This is a genomic window from Mycobacterium sp. E3298 (genome assembly GCF_001666895.1).
Lineage (GTDB): Bacteria > Actinomycetota > Actinomycetes > Mycobacteriales > Mycobacteriaceae > Mycobacterium.
The window spans coordinates 1-21,204 of record NZ_LZJB01000127.1 but is presented as its reverse complement, the minus strand read 5'-3'; the positions used below and the strand labels follow the sequence as shown (position 1 = coordinate 21,204).

General features: G+C 67.9%; 20 protein-coding genes. 11 read left to right on the top strand and 9 right to left on the bottom strand.

All coding sequences use genetic code 11. The features are described from left to right. The coding region (locus tag A9X05_RS06170; protein WP_082970900.1) for a septum formation family protein at nucleotides 1-1,352 on the bottom strand (1,352 nt) is incomplete at its 3' end. A gap of 122 nt (nucleotides 1,353-1,474) precedes the next feature. Here A9X05_RS06170 and serS point away from each other — a divergent pair. Beyond that, the gene (gene serS, locus A9X05_RS06165; RefSeq protein ID WP_067779951.1) at nucleotides 1,475-2,734 is read left to right on the top strand and encodes a serine--tRNA ligase; all 1,260 of its coding nucleotides are present in this window, start codon (nucleotides 1,475-1,477) and stop codon (nucleotides 2,732-2,734) included. Nucleotides 2,735-2,760: 26 nt separating this feature from the next. On the opposite strand, the gene A9X05_RS06160 is transcribed toward serS, so the two are convergent. After that, nucleotides 2,761-3,510, bottom strand: a complete 750-nt coding sequence (locus tag A9X05_RS06160; RefSeq protein WP_067779948.1) for a helix-turn-helix domain-containing protein — start codon at nucleotides 3,508-3,510, stop codon at nucleotides 2,761-2,763. A gap of 55 nt (nucleotides 3,511-3,565) precedes the next feature. Here A9X05_RS06160 and A9X05_RS06155 point away from each other — a divergent pair, with 55 nt between their 5' ends. After that, nucleotides 3,566-4,135, top strand: a complete 570-nt coding sequence (locus tag A9X05_RS06155; protein WP_067779960.1) for a class I SAM-dependent methyltransferase — start codon at nucleotides 3,566-3,568, stop codon at nucleotides 4,133-4,135. A gap of 25 nt (nucleotides 4,136-4,160) precedes the next feature. Here the strand turns inward: A9X05_RS06155 and A9X05_RS06150 are convergent, their stop codons facing one another. Further along, nucleotides 4,161-4,742 (bottom strand): carboxymuconolactone decarboxylase family protein, encoded by a 582-nt coding sequence (locus A9X05_RS06150; protein ID WP_067760274.1) that lies wholly within the window; start codon nucleotides 4,740-4,742, stop codon nucleotides 4,161-4,163. A gap of 40 nt (nucleotides 4,743-4,782) precedes the next feature. Here A9X05_RS06150 and A9X05_RS06145 point away from each other — a divergent pair, with 40 nt between their 5' ends. Further along, a complete protein-coding gene (locus A9X05_RS06145) occupies nucleotides 4,783-5,103 on the top strand; it encodes a helix-turn-helix domain-containing protein (protein WP_231972874.1) in 321 nt (106 codons plus the stop codon). On the opposite strand, the gene A9X05_RS06140 is transcribed toward A9X05_RS06145, so the two are convergent. Beyond that, nucleotides 5,100-5,585 (bottom strand): DUF2834 domain-containing protein, encoded by a 486-nt coding sequence (locus tag A9X05_RS06140; protein WP_067779945.1) that lies wholly within the window; start codon nucleotides 5,583-5,585, stop codon nucleotides 5,100-5,102. The genes A9X05_RS06145 and A9X05_RS06140 overlap by 4 nt on opposite strands. A gap of 71 nt (nucleotides 5,586-5,656) precedes the next feature. Here A9X05_RS06140 and A9X05_RS06135 point away from each other — a divergent pair, with 71 nt between their 5' ends. From A9X05_RS06135 to A9X05_RS06120, 4 genes are all read left to right on the top strand, one after another. After that, entirely contained in the window at nucleotides 5,657-6,280 is a 624-nt protein-coding gene (locus A9X05_RS06135) for a TetR/AcrR family transcriptional regulator (RefSeq protein ID WP_067760268.1), read from the top strand. Between the two features lie 49 nt (nucleotides 6,281-6,329). Then, complete coding sequence (locus A9X05_RS06130; RefSeq protein ID WP_067779942.1) at nucleotides 6,330-7,892, top strand: NAD(P)/FAD-dependent oxidoreductase; 1,563 nt, start codon at nucleotides 6,330-6,332, stop codon at nucleotides 7,890-7,892. 164 nt (nucleotides 7,893-8,056) lie between these two features. Further along, nucleotides 8,057-9,499: a condensation domain-containing protein gene (locus A9X05_RS06125; RefSeq protein WP_067779938.1), complete on the top strand. Its 1,443-nt coding sequence runs from the start codon at nucleotides 8,057-8,059 to the stop codon at nucleotides 9,497-9,499. A gap of 24 nt (nucleotides 9,500-9,523) precedes the next feature. Further along, entirely contained in the window at nucleotides 9,524-12,724 is a 3,201-nt protein-coding gene (locus A9X05_RS06120) for an RND family transporter (protein ID WP_082954908.1), read from the top strand. Nucleotides 12,725-12,727: 3 nt separating this feature from the next. On the opposite strand, the gene A9X05_RS06115 is transcribed toward A9X05_RS06120, so the two are convergent. Both A9X05_RS06115 and A9X05_RS06110 read right to left on the bottom strand, forming a co-directional pair. Next, the gene (locus tag A9X05_RS06115) at nucleotides 12,728-13,813 is read right to left on the bottom strand and encodes a PE-PPE domain-containing protein (RefSeq protein WP_067779935.1); all 1,086 of its coding nucleotides are present in this window, start codon (nucleotides 13,811-13,813) and stop codon (nucleotides 12,728-12,730) included. Between the two features lie 42 nt (nucleotides 13,814-13,855). After that, entirely contained in the window at nucleotides 13,856-14,581 is a 726-nt protein-coding gene (locus A9X05_RS06110; protein WP_067779932.1) for a GAP family protein, read from the bottom strand. A gap of 437 nt (nucleotides 14,582-15,018) precedes the next feature. Between A9X05_RS06110 and A9X05_RS06105 the strand changes: the two genes are divergently transcribed. Further along, complete coding sequence (locus tag A9X05_RS06105; RefSeq protein ID WP_067779929.1) at nucleotides 15,019-16,449, top strand: condensation domain-containing protein; 1,431 nt, start codon at nucleotides 15,019-15,021, stop codon at nucleotides 16,447-16,449. Here A9X05_RS06105 and A9X05_RS06100 read toward each other — a convergent pair. The 3 genes from A9X05_RS06100 to A9X05_RS06090 all read right to left on the bottom strand — a co-directional run bounded on the left by A9X05_RS06100 (nucleotide 16,432) and on the right by A9X05_RS06090 (nucleotide 19,128). Then, entirely contained in the window at nucleotides 16,432-16,776 is a 345-nt protein-coding gene (locus A9X05_RS06100) for a hypothetical protein (RefSeq protein WP_067760258.1), read from the bottom strand. The genes A9X05_RS06105 and A9X05_RS06100 overlap by 18 nt on opposite strands. Next, entirely contained in the window at nucleotides 16,773-18,323 is a 1,551-nt protein-coding gene (locus A9X05_RS06095; protein ID WP_067779954.1) for an MBL fold metallo-hydrolase, read from the bottom strand. The genes A9X05_RS06100 and A9X05_RS06095 overlap by 4 nt, the downstream gene beginning before the upstream one ends. A 61-nt stretch (nucleotides 18,324-18,384) precedes the next feature. Further along, nucleotides 18,385-19,128, bottom strand: a complete 744-nt coding sequence (locus A9X05_RS06090; RefSeq protein ID WP_067779926.1) for a phosphotransferase — start codon at nucleotides 19,126-19,128, stop codon at nucleotides 18,385-18,387. A gap of 62 nt (nucleotides 19,129-19,190) precedes the next feature. Here A9X05_RS06090 and A9X05_RS06085 point away from each other — a divergent pair, with 62 nt between their 5' ends. The 3 genes from A9X05_RS06085 to A9X05_RS06075 form a co-directional block, all read left to right on the top strand. Beyond that, entirely contained in the window at nucleotides 19,191-19,958 is a 768-nt protein-coding gene (locus tag A9X05_RS06085) for a 1-acyl-sn-glycerol-3-phosphate acyltransferase (protein ID WP_067760254.1), read from the top strand. Between the two features lie 6 nt (nucleotides 19,959-19,964). Then, nucleotides 19,965-20,720 (top strand): 1-acyl-sn-glycerol-3-phosphate acyltransferase, encoded by a 756-nt coding sequence (locus tag A9X05_RS06080; protein ID WP_067760251.1) that lies wholly within the window; start codon nucleotides 19,965-19,967, stop codon nucleotides 20,718-20,720. A gap of 14 nt (nucleotides 20,721-20,734) precedes the next feature. Continuing rightward, nucleotides 20,735-21,204, top strand: a 470-nt coding sequence (locus tag A9X05_RS06075; protein WP_197498945.1) for a 1-acyl-sn-glycerol-3-phosphate acyltransferase, incomplete at its 3' end; no start/stop codon positions are given.

The window sequence follows — 21,204 nt, the reverse complement described above, 5'->3', positions numbered from 1 at the left end:
CAGGTGGGTGGCGGCCCAGTGCCGCACCAGCGCGGCGGCCACGGAGAACGCCGCCAGGGTGCGCACATCGGCGGCGGGGCCTGCGGCGGCGCTCCGGCGTCCGCGGGTGGTGGCGCCTGGGGGGCCGGCGAGTTGGTCTCGGGCGCCTGGGGCGTCACCACCGGCTGCTGGCCCGGAAGGTGCTGATTGTTCGGCGGGATCTCCGGGGTGGGGCTGGCCTGGCTTTGCGGGGCCTGAGCCGGTACCTGGAGCGGTATCGGCGGGAGGGTGAGCCGCTCTTCGGGAATGTCGGGGGGCGGGACCGGCGCCTGCCCGTTGATCAGCAGCTGCCCCTTGGCGCTGTTGACCAGGGTGGCCCAGCCGCCGTTGCCCAACGTCGCGCCGATGCTGCAGGCGACCTCCCGGCTGCCGGCCGTCCAGCTGGCCAGCGGCACGGTGGGGTAGATCAGCGTCAGGGTGGTGGTGCGCAACTTGACCGGCGCCAGATAGGCGTCCGTCATCTTGGTGCACAGGTCCTTGATGTACCCGTCCTGGTCGGCCTCGGCCGGCAGCGCGCCGGGGAACTTCTCGGCCAGGTTGACCGTGCCGGTCACCTCCATCGCGTGCGGTGCCGCACACTCGACCGGAGCGTCGATCGGCTGATTGGTGGTCGGGTCGATGCCCAGGCAGGTGCCCGCCGGCCAGACCTTGGACTGGTCGACTTCGGCCACCTTGCCCTTGTAGGCCTGCTGCTGATTGTTGGGGCCGGGCAGTTGCAGGCCGCACAGCATGCGGCGCTCGCCGGACTGGCGCCAGGCCCGGTCGCCGGGCCACAGCAGGCTGACGATGAACTTGCTGTTGGGATCGAACTTGGGGCCCAGGTAGTTCCGGGCGGCGGACTCGCACTGCTCCTGGGTGATCTGCTGGATCCGGGCGGGCGACGGCGGAGCGGCGTTGGGCCCGTATTCGGAACCGGGGAACGTCCGCATGTCGACGGACTCGGCGACTTCGAACTTGTGGTCGTCGGCGCAGCTGACGATCTTCGCCGACTCCGGGGTGGTGTCCGGCCACATCAGGCAATCACCGCTCGCGGCCTTGTTGAAGGCGGCGTCGCTCTTGTTCCCGGTGGTGGGCACCGGGTTGCCGTCGAGATAGCCGGACAATCGGCCGGGACCGGTGCCGCCGACCGGCAGCGCGGTGACAACCCCGGCGATCAGCAGGCCGCCCAGCGCGGTCAAGAGCAGGGCGCGCCGGGTGGCCTGGGCCTGCAGGCTGCGAGGCCACCGGAAGCCCGCCGGGAACCGTTGCGGCCTGGCGGCAGGGGCGTCGGCCTCCGGGGCTTCCGGGAGGTCCGTCTCGGGCGCTTGCGACATCGGCTCCCATTCTGACAGCAGCGCCTGTGCGGTGTGACAATCGTTACTGATGTGAGTCCTGGGGTGGTCATAGGTGGGATGCTCTGCCAGCCGACCGGAGCCGAAAAAGTAGTCTCAGGGCCGTGATCGACCTCAAATTGCTCCGGGAAGACCCTGACGCCGTGCGCCGCTCCCAACTCGACCGCGGCGAGGACCCGGCGCTGGTCGACGCCCTGCTGGCGGCCGACGCCGCCCGCCGGACCGCGATCTCGTCGGCCGATGCGCTGCGGGCGGAACAGAAGTCTGCCAGCAAGAGCGTGGGCGCGGCGTCCCCCGAGGAGCGGCCGGCCAGGTTGGCGCGCGCCAAGGAATTGGCCGAGCAGGTCAAGGCCGCCGAGACCGAGCAGGCCGAGGCCGAGGCGGCGTTCACCGCGGCGCACATGGCGATCTCCAACGTCGTGATCGAGGGGGTGCCCGCCGGCGGGGAAGACGACTACCGGGTCCTGGACCTGGTCGGCGAACCGGCTGCGCTCGAGAACCCGAAGGACCACCTGGAGCTTGGCGAGTCGCTGGGCCTCATCGACATGCAGCGCGGCGCGAAGGTGTCCGGCTCGCGCTTCTACTTTCTGACCGGGCGCGGCGCGCTGCTGCAGCTCGGGCTGCTGCAGCTGGCCCTGGGCCTGGCCGTCGAGAACGGCTTCATCCCGATGATCCCGCCGGTGCTGGTGCGCCCCGAGGTGATGGCCGGAACCGGATTCCTCGGCGCGCACGCCGACGAGATCTATCGGGTCGAAGCCGACGATCTCTATTTGGTCGGCACCTCCGAGGTGCCGCTGGCCGGCTATCACGCCGACGAGATCCTGGACCTGTCCGGCGGGCCCCTGCGGTACGCGGGCTGGTCGTCGTGTTTCCGCCGTGAGGCCGGCAGCTATGGCAAAGACACCCGCGGCATCATCCGGGTGCACCAGTTCGACAAGGTCGAGGGGTTCGTCTACTGCATGCCGGGCGACGCGGAGGCCGAACACCAGCGGCTGCTGGGCTGGCAGCGCGAGATGCTGGCCCGCATCGAGGTGCCGTATCGCGTAATCGACGTCGCCGCGGGTGACCTCGGGTCGTCGGCCGCTCGCAAATTCGACTGCGAGGCATGGGTTCCCACGCAGGGCGCCTACCGGGAACTGACGTCGACGTCGAACTGCACCACGTTTCAGGCGCGCCGCCTTTCCACGCGCTATCGCGACGACAACGGCAAGCCGCAGACCGCCGCCACGCTCAACGGCACGCTCGGCACCACCCGGTGGCTGGTGGCGATCCTGGAGAACCACCAGCGGCCCGACGGCAGCGTGCGGGTGCCCGACGCGCTGGTGCCCTTCGTGGGCACCGAGCTGCTCGAGCCCACCGGTTAACGGGTGCTGCGGGTCGCCACCATTTGCTAGGGCGCCTTCGCGATCGCCCGGCCCGGCGTGTGTCCGAATGCCCGCCGGTAGGTGTCGATGAAGGCACTCGCTGTGGCCCAACCACATTCGGATGCCACCGATGTGACGTCACGGCGCTCGGCGAGCAACACCAGGGCGCGCTGCAGGCGGAGCTGGGTGCGCCATTGCGGGAAGGTCATCGAAAGCTCGTCGCGGAACAGGCGGCTCAGGGTGCGTTGGCTGATTCCGATCCGCCGGGCGAGCTGTTGCAACGTCAACGGCGCGGATAGGTTGGCGGCGATCAACGCGCACGCCTCGCGGAGCCGGGCGTCGACCGGTGTCGGAATCCACAGCGGCTCACCGGGACCGGCCGCCTGCACCTGGTCATGCAGCACCCCCAACATTCGATGGTGCTCGCCGGTGTCGGTTCCGGCGGCCCGTGAACACGCGATGATGAGTTCGCGCATCAAGGGGTTGACCGCCAGCACCGCCGGCCCCGCGGGACCACGACGGTAGCGGCGTGGGTCCAGCGCCACACCGTGAAATTGCGTGTGGCCGTGGAACGTATGTTCATGCCAGCAGCCCGCCGGTATCCAGATCGCCCGATTCGCCGGCGTGATCCAGGTGCCCGCCGGGGTGGTGACCGAGACCGCGCCCGAGGACGGGTAGACGATCTGGTGCAGGGGGTGTCGGTGCCGCTCGATGCGGGTCCCCGGCGCCAGCGCCTGCGACGAGGTCGCGGGCCCGTGGTGGCCGATTTCCGACATAACACGGCAGAATATCGGAAGCACGCAGTGTGTGCGGCCGCCTAGCGTGGCCGTCATGGCGATGAATCTCTTGCACCGGCGGCGCTGCAGCTCGGTGGGCTGGGAGAAGGCGGTGGCCGATCAGCTGCTGCCGTGGGCGTTGGACGGCGTCGAATTGGGCTCTCGCACTTTGGAAATCGGCCCGGGATACGGCGCGACGACGCTCGCCCTGCTGGATAGGGCGAATTCGCTCACCGCCATCGAGGTCGATGCCGCAATGGCCGAGCGTTTGCAGCGCCGCTACGGCGACCGAGCCCGCATCATCCACGGCGACGGCACCGCCACCGGGCTTCCCGCCGACCACTTCAGCTCGGTGGTGTGCTTCACGATGCTGCACCACGTTCCCGGCATCGAATTGCAGGACCGGCTTTTCGCCGAAGCCTTCCGGGTGCTGCAGCCGGGCGGGACCTTCGCCGGTAGCGACGGCGTCCCGTCCCTGACCTTCCGGCTGCTCCACGTCGCCGACACCTACAACCCGATCGCGCCGAAGGATCTGCGCGCGCGGCTGCTCAAGGCGGGCTTCGCGGACGTGCAGGTCGACCCGTCGGGGCGGCGGCAACGGTGGCGCGCCAGCAAACCGACCTGAGCGCGGACTGCCGCTCGGGGACCGATCAGTCACCGATGCCGGCGAAGGTGGGGCTGCCCGGCTCGAGCGGCACCCGGGCGGCACGCGCGGTGAAGCTGATCGCGTGGTACCACCCGCACAGCATCGTGAGGTCGAGAATCTCGCACTCGTCGAACTCGCCGCGCAGCGCCGTCCACAGGGCGTCGTCGATGTCGCGACGGTCGCAGAGCGAGTCCACGGCCCGCACGAGAAGGCGATCTCGTTCGGCCGTCCAGCACGAATCGTCGGCGCCGCCCTGGGTCAAAGAGCGGACCTGCTCGCGATCGAGGCGCGCCTTCTCTGCGAAAAACGCGACGTGCACGCCCCATTCGTACTCACAGCCGCAGCGAGCGCAGGTGCGGTCGATCACGATTTCACGATCACGAAGGGACAGCGACAACGCGCGGCTGAGTTCGTAACCGCCCCAGAGCGTCATGGCCTCTGCCATGGGCATGTTGTGCACCAGGGTGCGAAACAGGGCGATCGGCGGCACGTTCGGCGGCATCATCTTCTGAAGTTGTGCCGCCACTGCGTCCTCGTACGGCGGGTCGAGGACACCGATGCGAGGCGTTACTATTTCCGTAACCATGGACAAGAAAGCTACGTTACGGAATCCGAAACGTCAATCGGTGGCTCGGCCGGGGCGGCCGGTGCGGGGGTCGACAACCGGGCGCCCGCTGATGGCGGCCCTGGATCTCCTGGGGCGGCGCTGGTCGTTGCGGATCCTGTGGGAGCTTCGCGACGGTCCGCTGGGAGCGCGGGCTTTGCGGGAGCGCTGCGACGGCATGTCCCCCAGCGTTTTGTATGACCGGCTCGGCGAACTGACGGACGCGGGCCTGGTGGTCCAGCGCGCCGACCAGTGTTACGAGCTCGGCGAGGCCGGCCTGTCGCTGGGCGAGGCCCTCGATCCGCTGGACCGGTGGGCCCGCCGCTGGGCGGAGGGGACCTAGGCGTCCACCGTCTCGCGGGCCTGCTCGTGCCGGCGCTGCCGCTCCATGGTGGCGAAGTAGAAGGCGAACGCGAACGCAAAGCTGGTGAACAGGCTGGAGACGAAGTACAGCCACGGGTGCTTGAACCCACGGCGATAGCCGTCCACGATCGTAAACAGCGGCAGCAGAACCACATTCGCGATCGTGTAGTCCTGGCTGGCGGAGGACGCGGCCGGGTTGGTGAACATCAGCCTGATGTACTCGGCCCAGCTGCCGTGCTCGCCCCACAGCGGGTTGGTGGACCCGTGCGAATACTGCGAGACGTAGGTGATGTTGAAGTACCAGCCCAGCGCGACCGACGCGATCCCGACCAGGTAGTAGACGCACTCCAGCGGGGAGAACAACGGACCCCCGGCCGGCCGGGCGAAGACCTTCGAGTTCGCGGCGACGATCCAGCCGATGACAGTGAGCCCGAGAACTGCATGCACAAGAAGCGAGACCATGGCCGCAGTCTCACCCGGCACCCAAAGTTTTGTCAATACTGACAAAAGGCGGTTTGGGGTAACTTACTTGCATGGTCAGGCCGGCACAGACGGCGCGCAGCGAACGCACTCGTGAGGCGTTGCGCCAGGCCGCCATGGTGCGCTTCCTGGCGCAGGGGGTCGAGGACACGTCGGCCGAACAGATCGCGGCCGACGCCGGAGTCTCCCTGCGCACCTTCTATCGGCACTTCAGCTCCAAGCACGATCTGCTGTTTGCCGACTACACCGGGCTGAACTGGTTTCGCGCGGCGCTGGACGCCAGACCCGCTGACGAACCGCTCATCGATTCCGTTCAGTCGGCTATCTTCGCGTTTCCCTATGACGTTGAGGCCGTGGCGAAGATCGCCGCGATGCGAGGCGGGGAGCTCGACCAGGACCGCATCCATCGCCACATTCGCGACGTCCAGGCCGACCTCGCCGACGCCATCGAGGCGCAACTGGATCGGCGTAGCTGCACGGCCCCGCGCAAGCCCGATGCGCGGCTGCGCATCACCGTGACGGCCCGCTGCATCGCCGCCGCGGTGTTCGGTGCGATGGAGGCCTGGATGGTTGGCGAGGAGCGGTCGCTCGGAGAGCTGGCGCGGATGTCGCACGTCGCGCTGGAATCGCTGAGGGAGGGTATCTCCGGTACCTGGGTCACCACAGTTTCGTCATAATTGACAAAACTTTGACCGCATGCCAGCCTGCTGTGCGGGAGGTCAGGACATGTCTGATTACGACGCGATAGTTATCGGTGCCGGGCACAACGGCCTGGCGGCCGCGGTGCTGCTGCAGAAGGCGGGATTGCGCACGGTGTGCCTGGATTCCAAGCTGTACGCCGGTGGCATGGCGTCCACGGTGGAGCTCTTCGACGGGTACCGCTTCGAGATCGCCGGCTCGGTCCAGTTCCCCACCTCGACGGTGGTCGTCGAGGAGCTCGGCCTGGACACCCTGCCGACGATCGACCTCGACGTGATGTCGGTGGCGGTGCGCGGCGTCGGGGACGACCCGCTGATCCAGTACAGCGACCCGATCAAGTTGTTCACCCACCTCAACGAGGTGCACGGGGCGGACGCCGTCAACGGGATGGCGGGGATGATGGCCTGGGCTCAGGCCCCCACGCGGGCGCTGGGCAGGTTCGAGGCGGGAACCGAGCCCAAGACGTTCGACGAGATGTATGCCTGCGCCACAAACGAATTCGAGCGCTCAGCCATCGATGACATGCTCTTCGGTTCGGTCACCGACGTGCTGGACCGTTACCTTCCCGACCGCGAAAAGCACGGCGCGCTGCGCGGATCGATGACCGTGCTGGCCGTCAACACCTTGTATCGCGGGCCGGCCACCCCGGGCAGCGCGGCCGCGCTCGCCTTCGGCTTGGGTGTCCCGGACGGCGACACCATGCAGATGAAGAAACTGCGCGGCGGTATCGGGGCGCTCACCTCGCACCTGGGCGAGCTGCTGGAAAGCCACGGCGGGGAAGTCCGGCTGCGCTCCAAGGTGACCGAGATCCTGGTCGCCGACGGGCGGGTGCGCGGGGTGCGCACCGAGGCCGGCGAGGAGTTGACCGCCCCGATTGTCGTCTCCGGCATCGCGCCCGACGTCACCGTCAACGACCTGATCGACCCGGCCCTGCTGCCCGCCGACATTCGGGAGCGATTTGCCCGGACCGACCATCGGGGCAGCTACCTGCAGATGCACTTCGCGCTGGAGGAGGCGCCGGAGTTCGCCGCGCCCTACGAGGCGCTCAACGACCCGGCGATGCAGGCATCCATCGGCCTGTTCTGCACGCCGGAGGAGGTTCAGCAGCAGTGGGAGGACTGCCGCCGCGGAATCGTGCCGGCCGACCCCACCGTGGTGTTGCAGATTCCGACGCAGAACGACCCGGACCTGGCCCCCGAGGGCAAGCACGCCGCCTCGGCGTTCGCGCTGTGGTTCCCGATCGAGGGTGGCGCCGACTATGGCGACGCGAAGGTCGAGATGGGCCAGCGCGTGATCGACAAGATCACCCGATTGGCGCCGAACTTCGAGCGCAGCATCATCCGGCACACCACCTTCACCCCCAAGCACATGGGCGTGATGTTCGGCGCCCCGGGAGGCGATTACTGCCATGGACTGCTGAGCTCGGATCAGATCGGGCCGAACCGCCCCGGCCCCAAGGGCTTTCGCGGTCAGCCGATCCCCATCGAAGGGCTGTACCTGGGCAGCGCCGGCTGCCACGGGGGGCCGGGCATCACCTTCACGCCCGGCTACAACGCGGCGCGCCGGGCGCTCGAAGAGCGCACGGCCTGACCTTCGGGACGCCGGCCGGGCGGCACGTCGTTCCGAGCGGCGCACGGCAGCGGGGGCTACGCTACCGGGGAACCTCGGCACCACCGGTGTTTGGCGGATCCCCCGGGTGAGCAGTCACTGCCTTCTCCACGCACCGCCGTCGGTGCTACGTACGGGAGGCAGCGGTGCGGATCGGGCCATTGGAAGTCTCAACGGTCAAGGAATGGGCGCCCGCGCCCGGCGCATTGTTCGCGTGGCACCCGTCACCGTCTGCCCGCACCAAGGCCCTCGCGGCGCCGGTCAGCCCGGTGCCCCCCAGCTACGTCCAGGCCCGGCACCTTCGCAGCCTGCGCGAACAGGCCGCCCGCGGCCTGGATCACTCCCGGTTGCTGATCGCTTCGGTCGAGGTGTCGGGCCGCTGCGACCTGCGCGCCATGACCTACGTCATCAATGCGCACCTGCGCCGGCACGACACCTACCGCAGCTGGTTCGAGTACTTCGACGCCGACCACATCGTTCGGCACACCATCGCCGACCCGGTCGACATCGAGCTGGTGCTCACCGAACACGGCGACCTGACCAGCGCCCAGCTGCAGGACCATGTCGTGGCCACCCCCGACTCGCTGCAGTGGGATTGCTTCGGCTTCGGGGTGATTCAGCGCCCCGACCGCTTCACCTTCTACGCCAGCATCGACCACCTGCACGCCGACGGCCAATTCGTCGGAATGGGACTCATGGAATTCCAGACGATGTACGCGGAGCTCACCGGGGGCAACCCGCCGGTCGAACTTCCGCCGGCCGGCAGCTACGCCGACCACTGCGTCCGGCAGCGGGAGTACACCTCGGCGCTGACCGCCGGCTCCGCGGAGGTGCGCGCCTGGGTCGACTTCGCCGAACGCAACGACGGGACGTTCCCGGCGTTCCCGCTCCCCCTCGGCGATCAATCCGTGCCCTATGAAGGCGACTTACAGGGCCTGACACTGCTGGATGAGGGACAAACCCATCGATTCGAGACCGCCTGCGTCGGTGCGGGCGCCCGTTTCGTCGGGGGGATGTTCGCGTGCCTCGCCCTGGCGAGTCACGAATTGACCAGCGCCGAAACCTATTTCGGCATCACCCCGAAGGACACGCGCAGCACGCAGGACGACTTCACGACGCAGGGCTGGTTCACCGGCCAGATCCCGATCGCCGCGCCCGTCGCCGGGCTGTCCTTCAACGACATCGCCCGAAGCGCGCAGGAGTCCTTCGACGCGGGGGCGGACCTCGCGCGGGTGCCCTTCGAGCGCGTCGTCGAACTGGTGCCGTCACTGCGCAGGCCGCCGCCGCTGTTCAACCTGGTGAATTTCTTTGATGCGCAAGCCAATCCGCTGTCGATGATGACAAAATTGTTCGAGGGACTGACCGTGGGTGCACACAGCGACGGCAGGGTCACCTACCCGTTGAGCACCATGGTGGGGCGGTTCGACGAGACCGCGGCCAGCGTGTTGTTCCCCGACCACCCGGTGGCCCGAAATTCCGTGACTAGATACCTCGATGCCCTAAAATCCGTGTGCGTCCGCATCGCCGACGGCGGGGCGGCCGAGCGTGCACGTAACGCTGCCCACCGGTACCGGCAGGCCGCGTACTAACGCCGGAAAGAATGCGGTTCTCGAATGTCACTAGCGAAGGCCGGCCGGGACGACTCCCCGGGCATCTTCCCCCGGCTCGGACGCCTGATAGTGCGCCGGCCGTGGCTGGTGATCGGCGTCTGGATCGCGATCGCCGGCGTCCTATCGCTGACCGCGCCGTCGCTGGAACAGATCTCTCAGCAACACCCGGTGGCCATCCTGCCCTCGGACGCCCCGGTGTTGGCCGCAACCCGAAACATGAACGCCGCGTTCGGGGAAGCCGGGTTGCAGAGCATCGCGGTGGTGGTGCTCAGCGACGGTAAGGGGCTGACCCCCGCCGACGAAGGCACCTACCGGAACCTCGTCGAGGCCCTCCGCCGGGACAGCCGAGACGTCGCGATGGTGCAGGATTTTCTGACCACCCCGCCGCTGCGTGAGCTGATGACCAGTAAGGACCACCAGGCGTGGATGCTGCCCGTCGGCCTGCCCGGCGACCTCGGCTCGCCGCAATCCAAACAGGCGTACGCGCGGGTGGCCGACACCGTGAAGCAGACCGTGGCGGGATCCACGCTGAGGGCCAACCTGACCGGGCCCGCGTCGACGGTCGCCGACCTGAACCTCACCGGCCAGCGCGACCGCGCGCGAATCGAATTAGCGATCGTCGTGCTGTTGTTCGTCATTCTGCTGGTGATCTACCGGAACCCGGTCACCATGGTGCTGCCGCTGTTGACGATCGGGACGTCCGCGGTGGTGGCCCAGCGGCTGGTGGCCGTCGTCGGATCGGCGGGCCTGGGAATCGCCAACCAGACCGTCATCTTCATGAGCGGGATGATGGTCGGCGCCGGAACCGATTACGCGGTGTTCCTGATCAGCCGATATCACGACTACGTGCGTCAGGGCGTGGCTTCGGATGAGGCGGTGGTCAAGGCGCTGGCGTCCATCGGCAAAGTGATCGCGGCGTCGGCCGCCACCGTCGCGATCACCTTCCTCGGGATGGTCTTCACCCGGTTGGGAATCTTGCGGACGGTCGGGCCGGTGCTCGGCATCTCGGTGGCCGTCGTGTTCTTTGCGGCGATCACCCTGCTGCCGGCCCTGCTGGTGCTCGCCGGGCGCCGCGGCTGGATCGCGCCGCGCAGCGACCTCAGCCGGCGCTTCTGGCGGCGTTCGGGCATCAACATCGTGCGCCGGCCCAAGACCCACCTGCTGGCCAGCGCGCTGGTGCTGGTGATCCTGGCCGGGTGCGCGGGTCTGGCCCGCTACAACTACGACGACCGCAAGGCCCTGCCCGGCACCGTCGAAAGCTCGATCGGATACGCCGCGCTGGACAAGCACTTCTCGACCAACCTGATCATCCCCGAGTACCTGTTCATCTCCTCGCCGCAGGATCTGAGGACGGCGAGGGCCCTCGCCGACCTCGAACAGATGGCACAGCGAGTCAGCCAGGTGCCGGGTGTCGCGATGGTCCGGGGCATCACCCGGCCCACCGGGCAGTCCCTGGAGCAGGCCAAGACCTCATGGCAGGCCGGTGAAGTCGGCGACAAACTGGACGCGGGCTCCAAGCAAATCGTCGACCACACCGGTGATCTCGACCGGTTGGCGGGCGGCGCCAACACGATGGCGGGCAAGCTCGGCGACGTGCGCACCCAGGTGAATCAGGCGGTGTCCGCCGTCGGGGGCCTGGTCGACGCGCTGGCGACGCTGCAGAACGTTTTCGGCGGGAACCGGGCGCTGGCCGAACTCGAGGGCGCCGAACGGCTCGTCAACGGGATGCGTTCGCTCGGCGACGCCATCGGCGCCAACGCCAATTTCGTTGCGAACAACTCCGATTGGGCCAACCCAGTGCTGGGTGCACTGGACAACAGCCCGATGTGCAGCGCCGAGCCCGCCTGCGTGAACGCGCGCGAGGAACTGCAGCGGTTGGTGACCGCGCGCGACGACGGGACGCTGGGCAAGATATCGGAGTTGGCGCGCCAACTGCGGGCGACCGAGGCCGTACACACCCTCGCGGCAACGGTTTCCGGGTTGCGCCGGGCGCTGTCCACCGTCATCGGTGCGATGGGCTCCCTGGGGATGGGCAGCCCGGGCGGCATGCGGGCGAAGATCACCTTCCTGCAGCAGGGGACCAACACGCTGGCGGACGGCAGCAGGCAATTGGCCGACGGAGTGCAGCAACTGGTCGATCAGGTCAAGAAGATGGGTTTCGGGCTGGGGGAGGCGTCCGCGTTCCTGCTGTCGATGAAGAAGGAAGCCACGACGCCGGCGATGGCGGGCTTCTACATTCCCGCACAAGCCTTGTCGTACGCCACCGGTGAGGGCGGGAAGCCGGCCGAGTTGCCGGGCGGGGTGCAGGACCTGATGGGCGGAATGACGGCCGATCAGTTGAAACGACTTGCCGGCGCGTTCGTTTCACCCGACGGACACGCGATGCGGTACCTGATCCAGACCGATCTCGATCCGTTCAGCACCGCGGCGATGGATCAGGTCAACGCGATCGGGGCGGCTGCGCAGGGCGCCCAGCCGAACACCACGCTGGCCGACGCCAAGGTCTCGGTGGTGGGGCTGCCGGTGGTGCTCAAGGAGACGCGCGACTACTCCGATCACGATCTGCGGTTCATCATCGCGATGACGATCTGCGTGGTGCTGCTCATTCTCATTGCATTGCTGCGGGCGGTCGTTGCGCCGTTGTACCTGATCGGCACGGTGATCGTGTCGTACATGTCGGCCCTCGGCATCGGCGTCATCGTGTTCCAGTTCCTACTCGGCGCGCAAATGCATTGGAGCGTCCCGGGATTGACCTTCGTCATCTTGGTCGCGGTGGGCGCTGACTACAACATGCTGCTCATTTCCCGGCTACGGGACGAGTCGGCGTCGGGAATCCGAACCGGTGTCGTCCGAACCGTCTCCTCGACGGGCGGGGTGATCACCGCGGCGGGCCTGATCATGGCAGCGTCGATGTACGGCCTGGTATTCGCCAGCCTGTCGACGGTGATTCAGGCCGGCTTCGTCCTGGGGACGGGCCTGCTGCTGGATACGTTCCTGCTGCGGACGGTGACGGTGCCCGCCATCGCCGTGCTGGTCGGGCGGGCGAACTGGTGGTGGCCGTCGGGCTGGGCGTCCTTGAGCCGGCCGCTGGGGCGCCGTCGCCCGGTCGGACGTAAGCCGCTGCTGCCCGAAGAAGAGAAGTCACCGGCGCCGATAGCCGAACAGCTGATTGGCTTTTCGCCCCGCGACGGGCTGCGGCTCTAGCGGTTACTTCTTGGCTTTGACGACCGCGCGGACGACCTTGCGCACCACGCCGCCTTTGCCGAGCCCGGGACCCGGGGTGAGGATCCGGGCCAGGTTGGCGACGGCCAGGGAGTTGGTGGCCAGGTTGATCCCGGCGCGGGCGCCGCGGATGGGCCAGGAGACCGCAGAGAAAATCGTCGGGATGTGGGTGATGCCGTTGATGATCTGGACCGGGTTGTGCGCCGGGCCCGGGTCGTAGGCGCGGTCCACCATCGGGCGCAGCACCGCGTCGATCGGCCCCACCGCCTCGGGGGGCATCCCCGCCCCGTCGACCAGCGCCCGGGCCAGCGGCAGCTCGGAGTTCCGGATGAAATAGGTCGTCGACGTGCCGCCCAGGTCGTTGGTGGTCCTCCTGATGTCCCACGGTGCGACCCGCGACGGGTCCGAGAATGCGGTGGCGCTGTGACCGTAATACCCGCCCGCCGCAATCGCGTTCAGGTCGGCCAGCAGGTTTCCGGGATGGTTGGGCGGGTCGGAAAAGGGGTCGTACTGCCCCACGATGTTGATCGTGTCGTATTGGCTCTCCACCGGAGCGGGGACGGTGTAGTCGATGATCGGCACGTGCGTCCCGGGCCCGAACACCTTGTAGAGCAGGTTGTCGGGGTTACCGGCCTTGATGAAGGTGAGCTGACCGGGCGGCGGCGCCGTCGGGTCGTGTGCCAGGCGCGCCTGCTCGCGGTCCAGCGCCAGCGAACCCTGGGACAGTCCGGCCACCGAGATGGGTCCGTCGGTGTTGCGGATCGCGGCATCGAGATTGTTCGCCCCGGTGGTCACGGAGCTGTTGACGGTCGGCGAACTCAGCCCGGTGACCGGCCAGAAGCTGCCCGGGTAGGGCACCACGCGGCGCACGGCCGCCGGACTGTAGTAGTTCGCGTCGATCTGCGGCTGCATCGCGGGATCGAAGTGATACAGCGACCGCAGCGGCCCGTAGGGGGACGGGGCCGTGCCGGGCACTATCAAAGCGGTGTCGGCGGCGGCGCCACCGGAATCGAAAACTATTGCGCACGCCAATGTTCCAACGGTGATGGCCGAGGTGAGCAGTTTGTTCACGAACTCTCCTCACGGCCTACCGAAAGAGCTACAGCAGGGATGCTACCGCGCACTGATGCTGGTCAGCCCGAGGACGAGCATGAAACAACCCGCGAAGGCCAGCAATACCGCGATGTCGCGGTGACCGCGGGACAGCAACCAGTTCCGCAGCCCGGCCATGACGGCACGCGTCTTGCGCGGCGCCGTGAGATACCCGATCAGTGGGAGCTCCGCCACGGTGAAGGCCACCAGGTTGAAGGCCACCAGCGCCTGAACCTGCGCGAGGGGCGCGGCGTGCGAGGCGAGGATGGCGGCCATCGAGCCCAGGTAGTTCGCCGACGGCAAAGCGGCGCCCATACCGCTAACCGCTGCGACACAGAGCGAGTCGCCCCGCAAGAAGACGCGTGCGCGGTCAGCCAGTTGCCGGCGGCCGCTCGGTGCCGGCCGCTCCAGCAGCGCAACGCCGCCAGTTCCGACCCTGACGGGCGCCTCGGCGGGGCGGGCGCGGCTGCGCGCCGAATCGCGCGTGGCCACCACAACGGCGATCAGCAAAGCCACGAGCCCGGAAGCGATTTGCACTTGCGCCACACTGACGTGGCCGACCACCGGCGCGGTCCGTAGCAGGAATAGCACCGTCAGCCCCACGCCCACGCCCATCGCGAAGCCACCACACAGAAACGCGAGCAACTGCCTGAGCGGGCTCCGCCGGCTGAGCAGCAGGATCACCAGACCGAGCCGGATCGGTTCGAAAATCACCGAGCCGGCCAATACCAGCACGGTGATCCACATGCTGGGCAACGTACCGCACGCGGCCAGGTCCAGCGCCCAAACTCGCCCGCACAAGCCGGTCTCGGCTGATCATGCCAGGGGTAGCGAATTTCGTCAGGCTGGGTTCAGACGGGTGTAACCCAAACGTCACGCGCACACGGGATGTCGCGGGGCGGACCCCGCCCAAAGCGGATATGCTGGGGGCTCCCGCAGCACCACTTGCGGCTGGAGAAATCCTGGGGGCGGCTGGGCCTGCCGGTCCGGTGCCGTCATTGTTGGTGCCCACCAGAGGGTTTCGTGGAGCAGCGTGAAACACGCCTGGCCGCGGGATGGCTGCGGGTGCCCCGGCGGGCTCGGCTCCGCGGCGACAGCGCGGACGGCAGGTCGCCTGAGCATCGCCCGGCGGGCGCGCAGCTGCGCCCCGCCGAGCCCAATAGCGCGGAGGTGCAGGGTATTCAGTGTTCGGCATAACCACTCTTCAAGACTGGACACCGCAGGCGCGCTCCGTCATCTGTTGGCACGCCTCACCGGCGGCGAGGGCCAAAGCGGCAGCGGCGCCGCCCAGTCCGGTTCCCCCCAGCTACCAGCAAACCCAACACCTTCGGCGCTACAGCGATCACGCCGCGCGGGGCCTGGACATGTCGCGCCTGATGATCTTCACCTGGGAGGTCCCCGGCCGCTGCGACGTCCGCGCCATGAACTACGCGGTCAATGCGCACATCCGCCGGCATGACACCTACCACAGCTGGTTCGACTACCGCGACGCCCAACAGATCGTTCGCCACACCATCGCCGACCCCGATGACATCGAACTCGTCCCGGTCGAGCACGGGGGGCTCACGCCCACGGAGTTGCGCGAACACATATCGACCCCGCAGCCGCTGCAGTGGGATTGTTTTCTGTTCGGAGTGGTGCAAAGCGACAACCATTTCACCTTCTACGCGAGCATCGCCCACCTCTGCGTCGACCCCATGATCGTCGGCGTTCTCTTCACGGAGATCCACCTGATGTACGCCACCCTGGTCGGTGGCGGCGCGCCCGTCGAACTCCCGGAGGCCGGGCGTTACGGCGAGTACTGCGTTCGGCAGCGGGAGGAGATGGCCGCGTTGACGGCCGACTCCCCCAAGGTGCGCGCGTGGACCGCCTTCGCCGCCGAAAACGGGGGGACGCTACCGCACTTTCCGCTGCGACTCGGCGACCTCTCGGTGCCCTATGCCGGCAAGCTCGTCACCGAGACGCTGATGGACGAACGGCAGACGGAACGGTTCGAGCGGGCCTGCGTGGCTGCGGATGCCCGCTTCAGCGGCGGTGTGTTCGCCTGCGCGGGCCTCACGCACCGTGAATTGACCGGTGCGGAAACGTTTTCCGCGGTAACGACTACCGATACCCGCAGGACGCCAACGGAATTGATGACGACTGGCTGGTTCACCGGCCTGGTTCCGGTCACGGTCGACATCGACGCCGGGCTTTTCGGGGACGCGGCGCACTCCGCGCAGACGTCCTTCGATTCGGGCATCGACTTGGCCACCATTCCGTTCGACCGGGTGCTGGAGTTGGCGCCCCCGGGGGCGGGTTTGGCCAGGCCGCGGCCCGGCAACTTCGTGATGTCGTTCCTGGACGCCAGCATCGCCCCGCTGTCCTCGGTCGCGAACTCCGACTTGAACTTTCGGATCTACGACGAGGGCAGGGTGTCCCATCAAGTCTCGCTGTGGGTCATCCGGCTACAACACGAGACCAAGGTGACGGTGTTGTTTCCCGACAACCCGGTCGCCCGCGAATCGGTGCGCCGGTACATCGACGCCTTGAAGTCGGCGTATGTCCGGGTGGCCGACGGCAGGCGCAGCCAGGTGTTCGCGCACTCGCCCGCGCGGCTAACCGCGCTGACTTAGCAGCTCGTCCAGGAGTGCGGTGAACTCCTCGGGTCGCGCCGGCGTGAAGGCGGGGCTGGGCTGAATGCCCGGCACGTCAAGCGTGATCAGCGTCGACTTGAACGGCCGGCTCACGTCCAGCGGGAGCCAGCGGCGCAAGTCCGAGCTGCCCCAGATCCGGAATCGATGCGTCAGCAGGCCCAACCCCTCGGCCTTGTACCCACGAACCGCGCCGAGTGCGATCACTTTCGACGTGCCGGAGGGAAAGTGGTAGCGGCGCAGGGTGATCGCCGCGCGGTCCAGCTGGACCAGGCCGTCGTCGTAACACTGGCCGTGGGTGGCGCTCATGCCCGCGAACTTCTCAGTTCGTGACCCCGCGCGGTCAGGCAGCGACCGTCGTCCAATCGCCATTGCCAGCCATGCAGGTTGCAGGTCAGCGTGTTGCCCTCGACCACACCGAATTTCGACAGGTCGGCCTTCAGGTGTGGGCAGCGGCGCTGAATTTCCCAGCCGTCCAGCGTGACCGACGAAGAATCGTCATGAGTCTCGGCGAACCAGCCGTCGGCGTAGGCAATCCGCTCGTCGGTGAGGCATTTGAAGAAGGTGTACAGGTATTCGTTATAACCGCCGACACGCCACGCCCTGAACCGGGTGGACAAGAAGATGGTGTTGACCCAATCGGGCTCCCGGTCGCGCAATACGGTGCGCACCAACTCCGGCGCTATGACGAAACCGTAACGGACCTTCTCGTCGGGAATGCGTTCGCGCACAGTACGTTTCGGGAAGTCCAGGATGACGGTTTCCGGGCCGATCACGAGTTCGACGGGATAGCCGATGCCGTCACAGATCTCGTCGCTCTGCGACATGATCGGTTCGAACAGCGCACGCAGCTGCTCCAGCAGCGGCTCGCCCGTGGCGGGCGCCCATCGCGCCTTCTCGGCGGCCAGGACGGGCGCCATCCGCTCGGCGTAGTCGGCGATGTAGGCCTGCTTGCCGGTGGTGAAGATCGCCTCGACCTGGTCGTCGGGCATCGGGTGGCTCAGCGAGTTCAGGGCGGTGCCGGTGAAGTCCGCGGTCGAGCCGGGGATCATCAGCAGGCCGCCGTTGTTGCCGTGGGCCCGCATCTGGTCGAGGAACACGATTTGGTCGGGGAAGATGTTGGCCGGATCGCCGTGGTCGTCGTTGAGATGGCGCAGTTCGGTGTCCAGGAAGCACGGCGGACCGGCCGACGGGATGACCCATGTGGCGCCCACCTGGGCGATGTACTGGCGGGCACGGTCCATCTGCCGCTGCCGCTTCTGGACGCCGAAGGACTCCTTGGCACGGGCGGGCATGTCGTAGACCATCGGGTACCAGATGGCGCCGGAGTACTGCAGCATGTGCACGTCGATGTGGCCGAACGCCGACGCCAACACGTCGAGATCGACCGGCCGGGCGTCGTTCATGTTGAAAGCCGTTGTGACGCCGTCGGAAACCACCAGCGCCGAGTCACCGAGCGGCCCGTCGGCCGGCGCGCGCAGCGCGATGATCATCACGTCGAGCTCGCCCTTCGGACCGCTGACGCGGTGTTTGACCGAGTTGCCGGTCTCGAAGAACCGGTAGAAACCCAACTCCTGCAACGCATTTCGCAAGTCCGGGACCGGGAAGTCCGGCAGCAGCACCACCGCGTCCTTATTGACGTGCTCGGCCAGGTTCTTGGCGTCGAAGTGGTCCTTGTGCAGGTGCGACAGGTACAGGTAGTCGCAGTCACCCAACTTGTCCCAGTCCAGTTGGCTGTTGTCCGGGAAGGGGAACCAGGACGCGAAGTACGCGGGGTTGACCCACGGGTCGCACAGGATGCTGCCCGCTGGGGTCTCGATCAGAAATCCGGCGTGACCTACGCTGGTGACCTGCACAAACACCTTCCTGGGGGCCGTACTCGCCCACGGCCCGGTAACGGGTTTTCAGCCCCCGAGCTTAGCGCGAGGCGGCATCGTCGGCCTCCCACAGCCGTCGGTAGAAGTCGATGCGAGCGGCGTCGGGCTCGACGCCGTAGGCCGCGAAGAATTCTCCGTCCCACACCCGGTCGGGGAAATTCCAGCCCAACGACAGCGTCGCGACCGCGAGGTCGGCCCACCGGTCGGCCACACCGAGGTCGCCCAGGTCGACATGCCCGCGGTACCGGCCGCGCCCGTCGACCAGGGTGTTGGGCGAGCAGGCGTCGCCGTGGCACACCACCAGGCGGTCGATGGGCGGCGGGCTGCCCAGCCGTGCACGCGCGACGGGTGTCAGGGCCGCCAGCCGGCCCTCGACCGACCAGTCGAACGGGCAGGACGACACCGGTAGCCGGTCATGCAGCCTGCGCAGGCCGAGGGCGATCGCGCGCACGGCCACCTCGGGTGTGGCCCGCAGGCGCGGATGTACGGCCGAGACGCCGGGCAGTGCCCGGGTATGCAGCCAGGCGCAGCCCCCGTCGACGCCGGCGCCCAGCACCGGCGGCACCAGCACGTACCGGGCGGCCCAACGCAGGCGCTCCGCTTCACGGGCAAAGTCGGTCACGCCGGCTTCCGCGACCTTGATGAACTCGGCGCCGCCGGCGTCGGGGCCGATCCGGAAGGTCACCCCACCGATCTCGTTGACCCACACGGCGCGAACCACCCTGCCGCCGGCAAACCGGCGAACCACTTCGGGCGGCGGAACGGGTGCCGCGGGGAAGCTCAAGCGATGGCCTCCTTTTCGCCACCTCGGGTGACTCACAGCCAGGAGCATTAGGCTGATCAGCTGTGGAACCGGTATACGGGACTGTCATTCAACTTGCCCGCCTGGTTTGGCGCCTACAGGGCCTCAAGATCACCGTGGCGGGGGTCGAAAACCTGCCCAAAACCGGCGGTGCCGTGATCGCCATCAACCACACCGGCTACCTCGACTTCACGTTCGCGGGTCTGCCCGCCTACCAGCAGGGACTGGGACGCAAGGTGCGGTTCATGGCCAAGCAGGAGGTGTTCGACAACAAGATCACCGGCCCGATCATGCGCAGCCTGCGGCACATCTCGGTGAATCGGCAGGACGGCGCCGCCTCCTACGAGGAGGCGGTCAGGAACCTCAAGGACGGTGAGCTGGTCGGCGTCTACCCCGAAGCCACCATCAGCCGCAGCTTCGAGATCAAGGAATTCAAGTCGGGCGCCGCCCGGATGGCCGTCGAGGCCGGGGTGCCGATCGTTCCGGTGATCGTCTGGGGCGCGCAGCGCATCTGGACCAAGGGGCACCCGAAAAAGTTGATGCGGCCGAAGGTGCCCGTCACGGTGCTGGTCGGCGAGCCGATCGAACCGACGTTGGGCGTCGAGGAGCTCAAGGGGCTGTTGCACTCGCGGATGCAACACCTGCTGGAGCGGGCCCAGGAGATGTACGGGCCGCACCCGGCGGGTGAGTTCTGGGTGCCGCGGCGGTTGGGCGGCAGCGCCCCTTCGCTGGCCGAAGCCGCCCGGATGGACGCCGAGGAGGCCGCCGCTCGCGCTGCCCGCCGGGCCGGACCCACGGGAGCTCCGGAGTAGCGATCAATGGTGGAGCCCGTCTTCCGCACGCTCGAGATTCTGGCTCGGCTGGTGGTCGTCGCCACCAACACCGAGATCTCCTACGGAGGCGAGGAGCACATCCCCGACACCGGCGGCGCCGTGATCGCGATCAACCACACCAGCTATGTCGACTTCCTGCCCGCCGCGCTGGCCGTGCACCGGCGGAGACGGCGGCTCAGGTTCATGATCAAGGCCGAAATGCAGCAGGTGCGGATCGTCAACTTCCTGATCAAGCACACCCGGACTATTCCGGTGGACCGCGGCGCCGGGGCCGGCGCCTACGCCGTGGCCGTGCAACGGCTCCGCGAGGGCGAGCTGGTGGGGGTTTATCCGGAGGCCACCATCAGCCGCAGCTTCGAGCTCAAGGAATTCAAGACGGGCGCCGCGCGCATGGCCATCGAAGCCGACGTTCCCATCGTCCCGGTGATCGTCTGGGGCGCCCACCGGATCTGGACCAAAGACCACCCACGCAACCTGAGCCGCGCCAAGGTACCGATTAAAGTGCAGGCAGGCGCGCCAGTGCCGGCGGCCGAAGACATCGCGCAGACCGACGCCGCACTGCGCGAGTCGATGACCGCACTGCTGCACCGGGTCCAAGCGGACTATCCGCACGAGCCGGGGGCGTACTGGACGCCGCGCCGGCTGGGCGGTGGGGCACCGACCATGGCGGAGGCGGCCCGGATGGAGGCGGACGAGGCGGCGGCGCGGGCCGCGGGCCGAGGCGGACGGCCGTCCCGGTAGACGAAGGAGAAGACATGCCCGAGGGGTTCTACCGGTTGTGCGAGTGGGTCGTACCGCCGATGGTTGCGATGCAGGGAACCAAGTTCACCTATCGCGGGCTGGAAAACATCCCCGAGCGGGGCGGCGCGCTGCTGGCCCAGAACCACACCAGCTACCTGGACTGGTTGCCAACGCTGCTCGCGGTGCGCGAGCGCCACCGGCGGGCGTACTTCATGATCAAAGCCGAGATGGCCGACGTGAAGGCGGTCAACTATGTGATCAACCACGCCAGGCTGATCCCGGTGGACCGCACCAACGGGAACGGCGCGCTCGAGCTGGCCACGCAGCGCCTGCGGCAGGGCGAGCTCATCGGGATGCACCCCGAAGCCACGATCAGCCGCAGTTTCGAGCTGCGCGAGTTCAAGAGCGGTGCGGCCCGGATGGCGCTGGACGCCCAGGTGCCGATCGTTCCGGTGATCGTCTGGGGTGCCCATCGGATTTGGCC

Coding starts and splice junctions, on each gene's coding strand:
- A9X05_RS06160 (WP_067779948.1), bottom strand. CDS start 3,510: ATGTCGGAAATCGGCCACCACGGGCCCGCGACCTCGTCGCAGGCGCTG.
- A9X05_RS06155 (WP_067779960.1), top strand. CDS start 3,566: ATGGCGATGAATCTCTTGCACCGGCGGCGCTGCAGCTCGGTGGGCTGG.
- A9X05_RS06150 (WP_067760274.1), bottom strand. CDS start 4,742: ATGGTTACGGAAATAGTAACGCCTCGCATCGGTGTCCTCGACCCGCCG.
- A9X05_RS06140 (WP_067779945.1), bottom strand. CDS start 5,585: ATGGTCTCGCTTCTTGTGCATGCAGTTCTCGGGCTCACTGTCATCGGC.
- A9X05_RS06135 (WP_067760268.1), top strand. CDS start 5,657: ATGGTCAGGCCGGCACAGACGGCGCGCAGCGAACGCACTCGTGAGGCG.
- A9X05_RS06130 (WP_067779942.1), top strand. CDS start 6,330: ATGTCTGATTACGACGCGATAGTTATCGGTGCCGGGCACAACGGCCTG.
- A9X05_RS06120 (WP_082954908.1), top strand. CDS start 9,524: ATGTCACTAGCGAAGGCCGGCCGGGACGACTCCCCGGGCATCTTCCCC.
- A9X05_RS06110 (WP_067779932.1), bottom strand. CDS start 14,581: ATGTGGATCACCGTGCTGGTATTGGCCGGCTCGGTGATTTTCGAACCG.
- A9X05_RS06100 (WP_067760258.1), bottom strand. CDS start 16,776: ATGAGCGCCACCCACGGCCAGTGTTACGACGACGGCCTGGTCCAGCTG.
- A9X05_RS06080 (WP_067760251.1), top strand. CDS start 19,965: ATGGTGGAGCCCGTCTTCCGCACGCTCGAGATTCTGGCTCGGCTGGTG.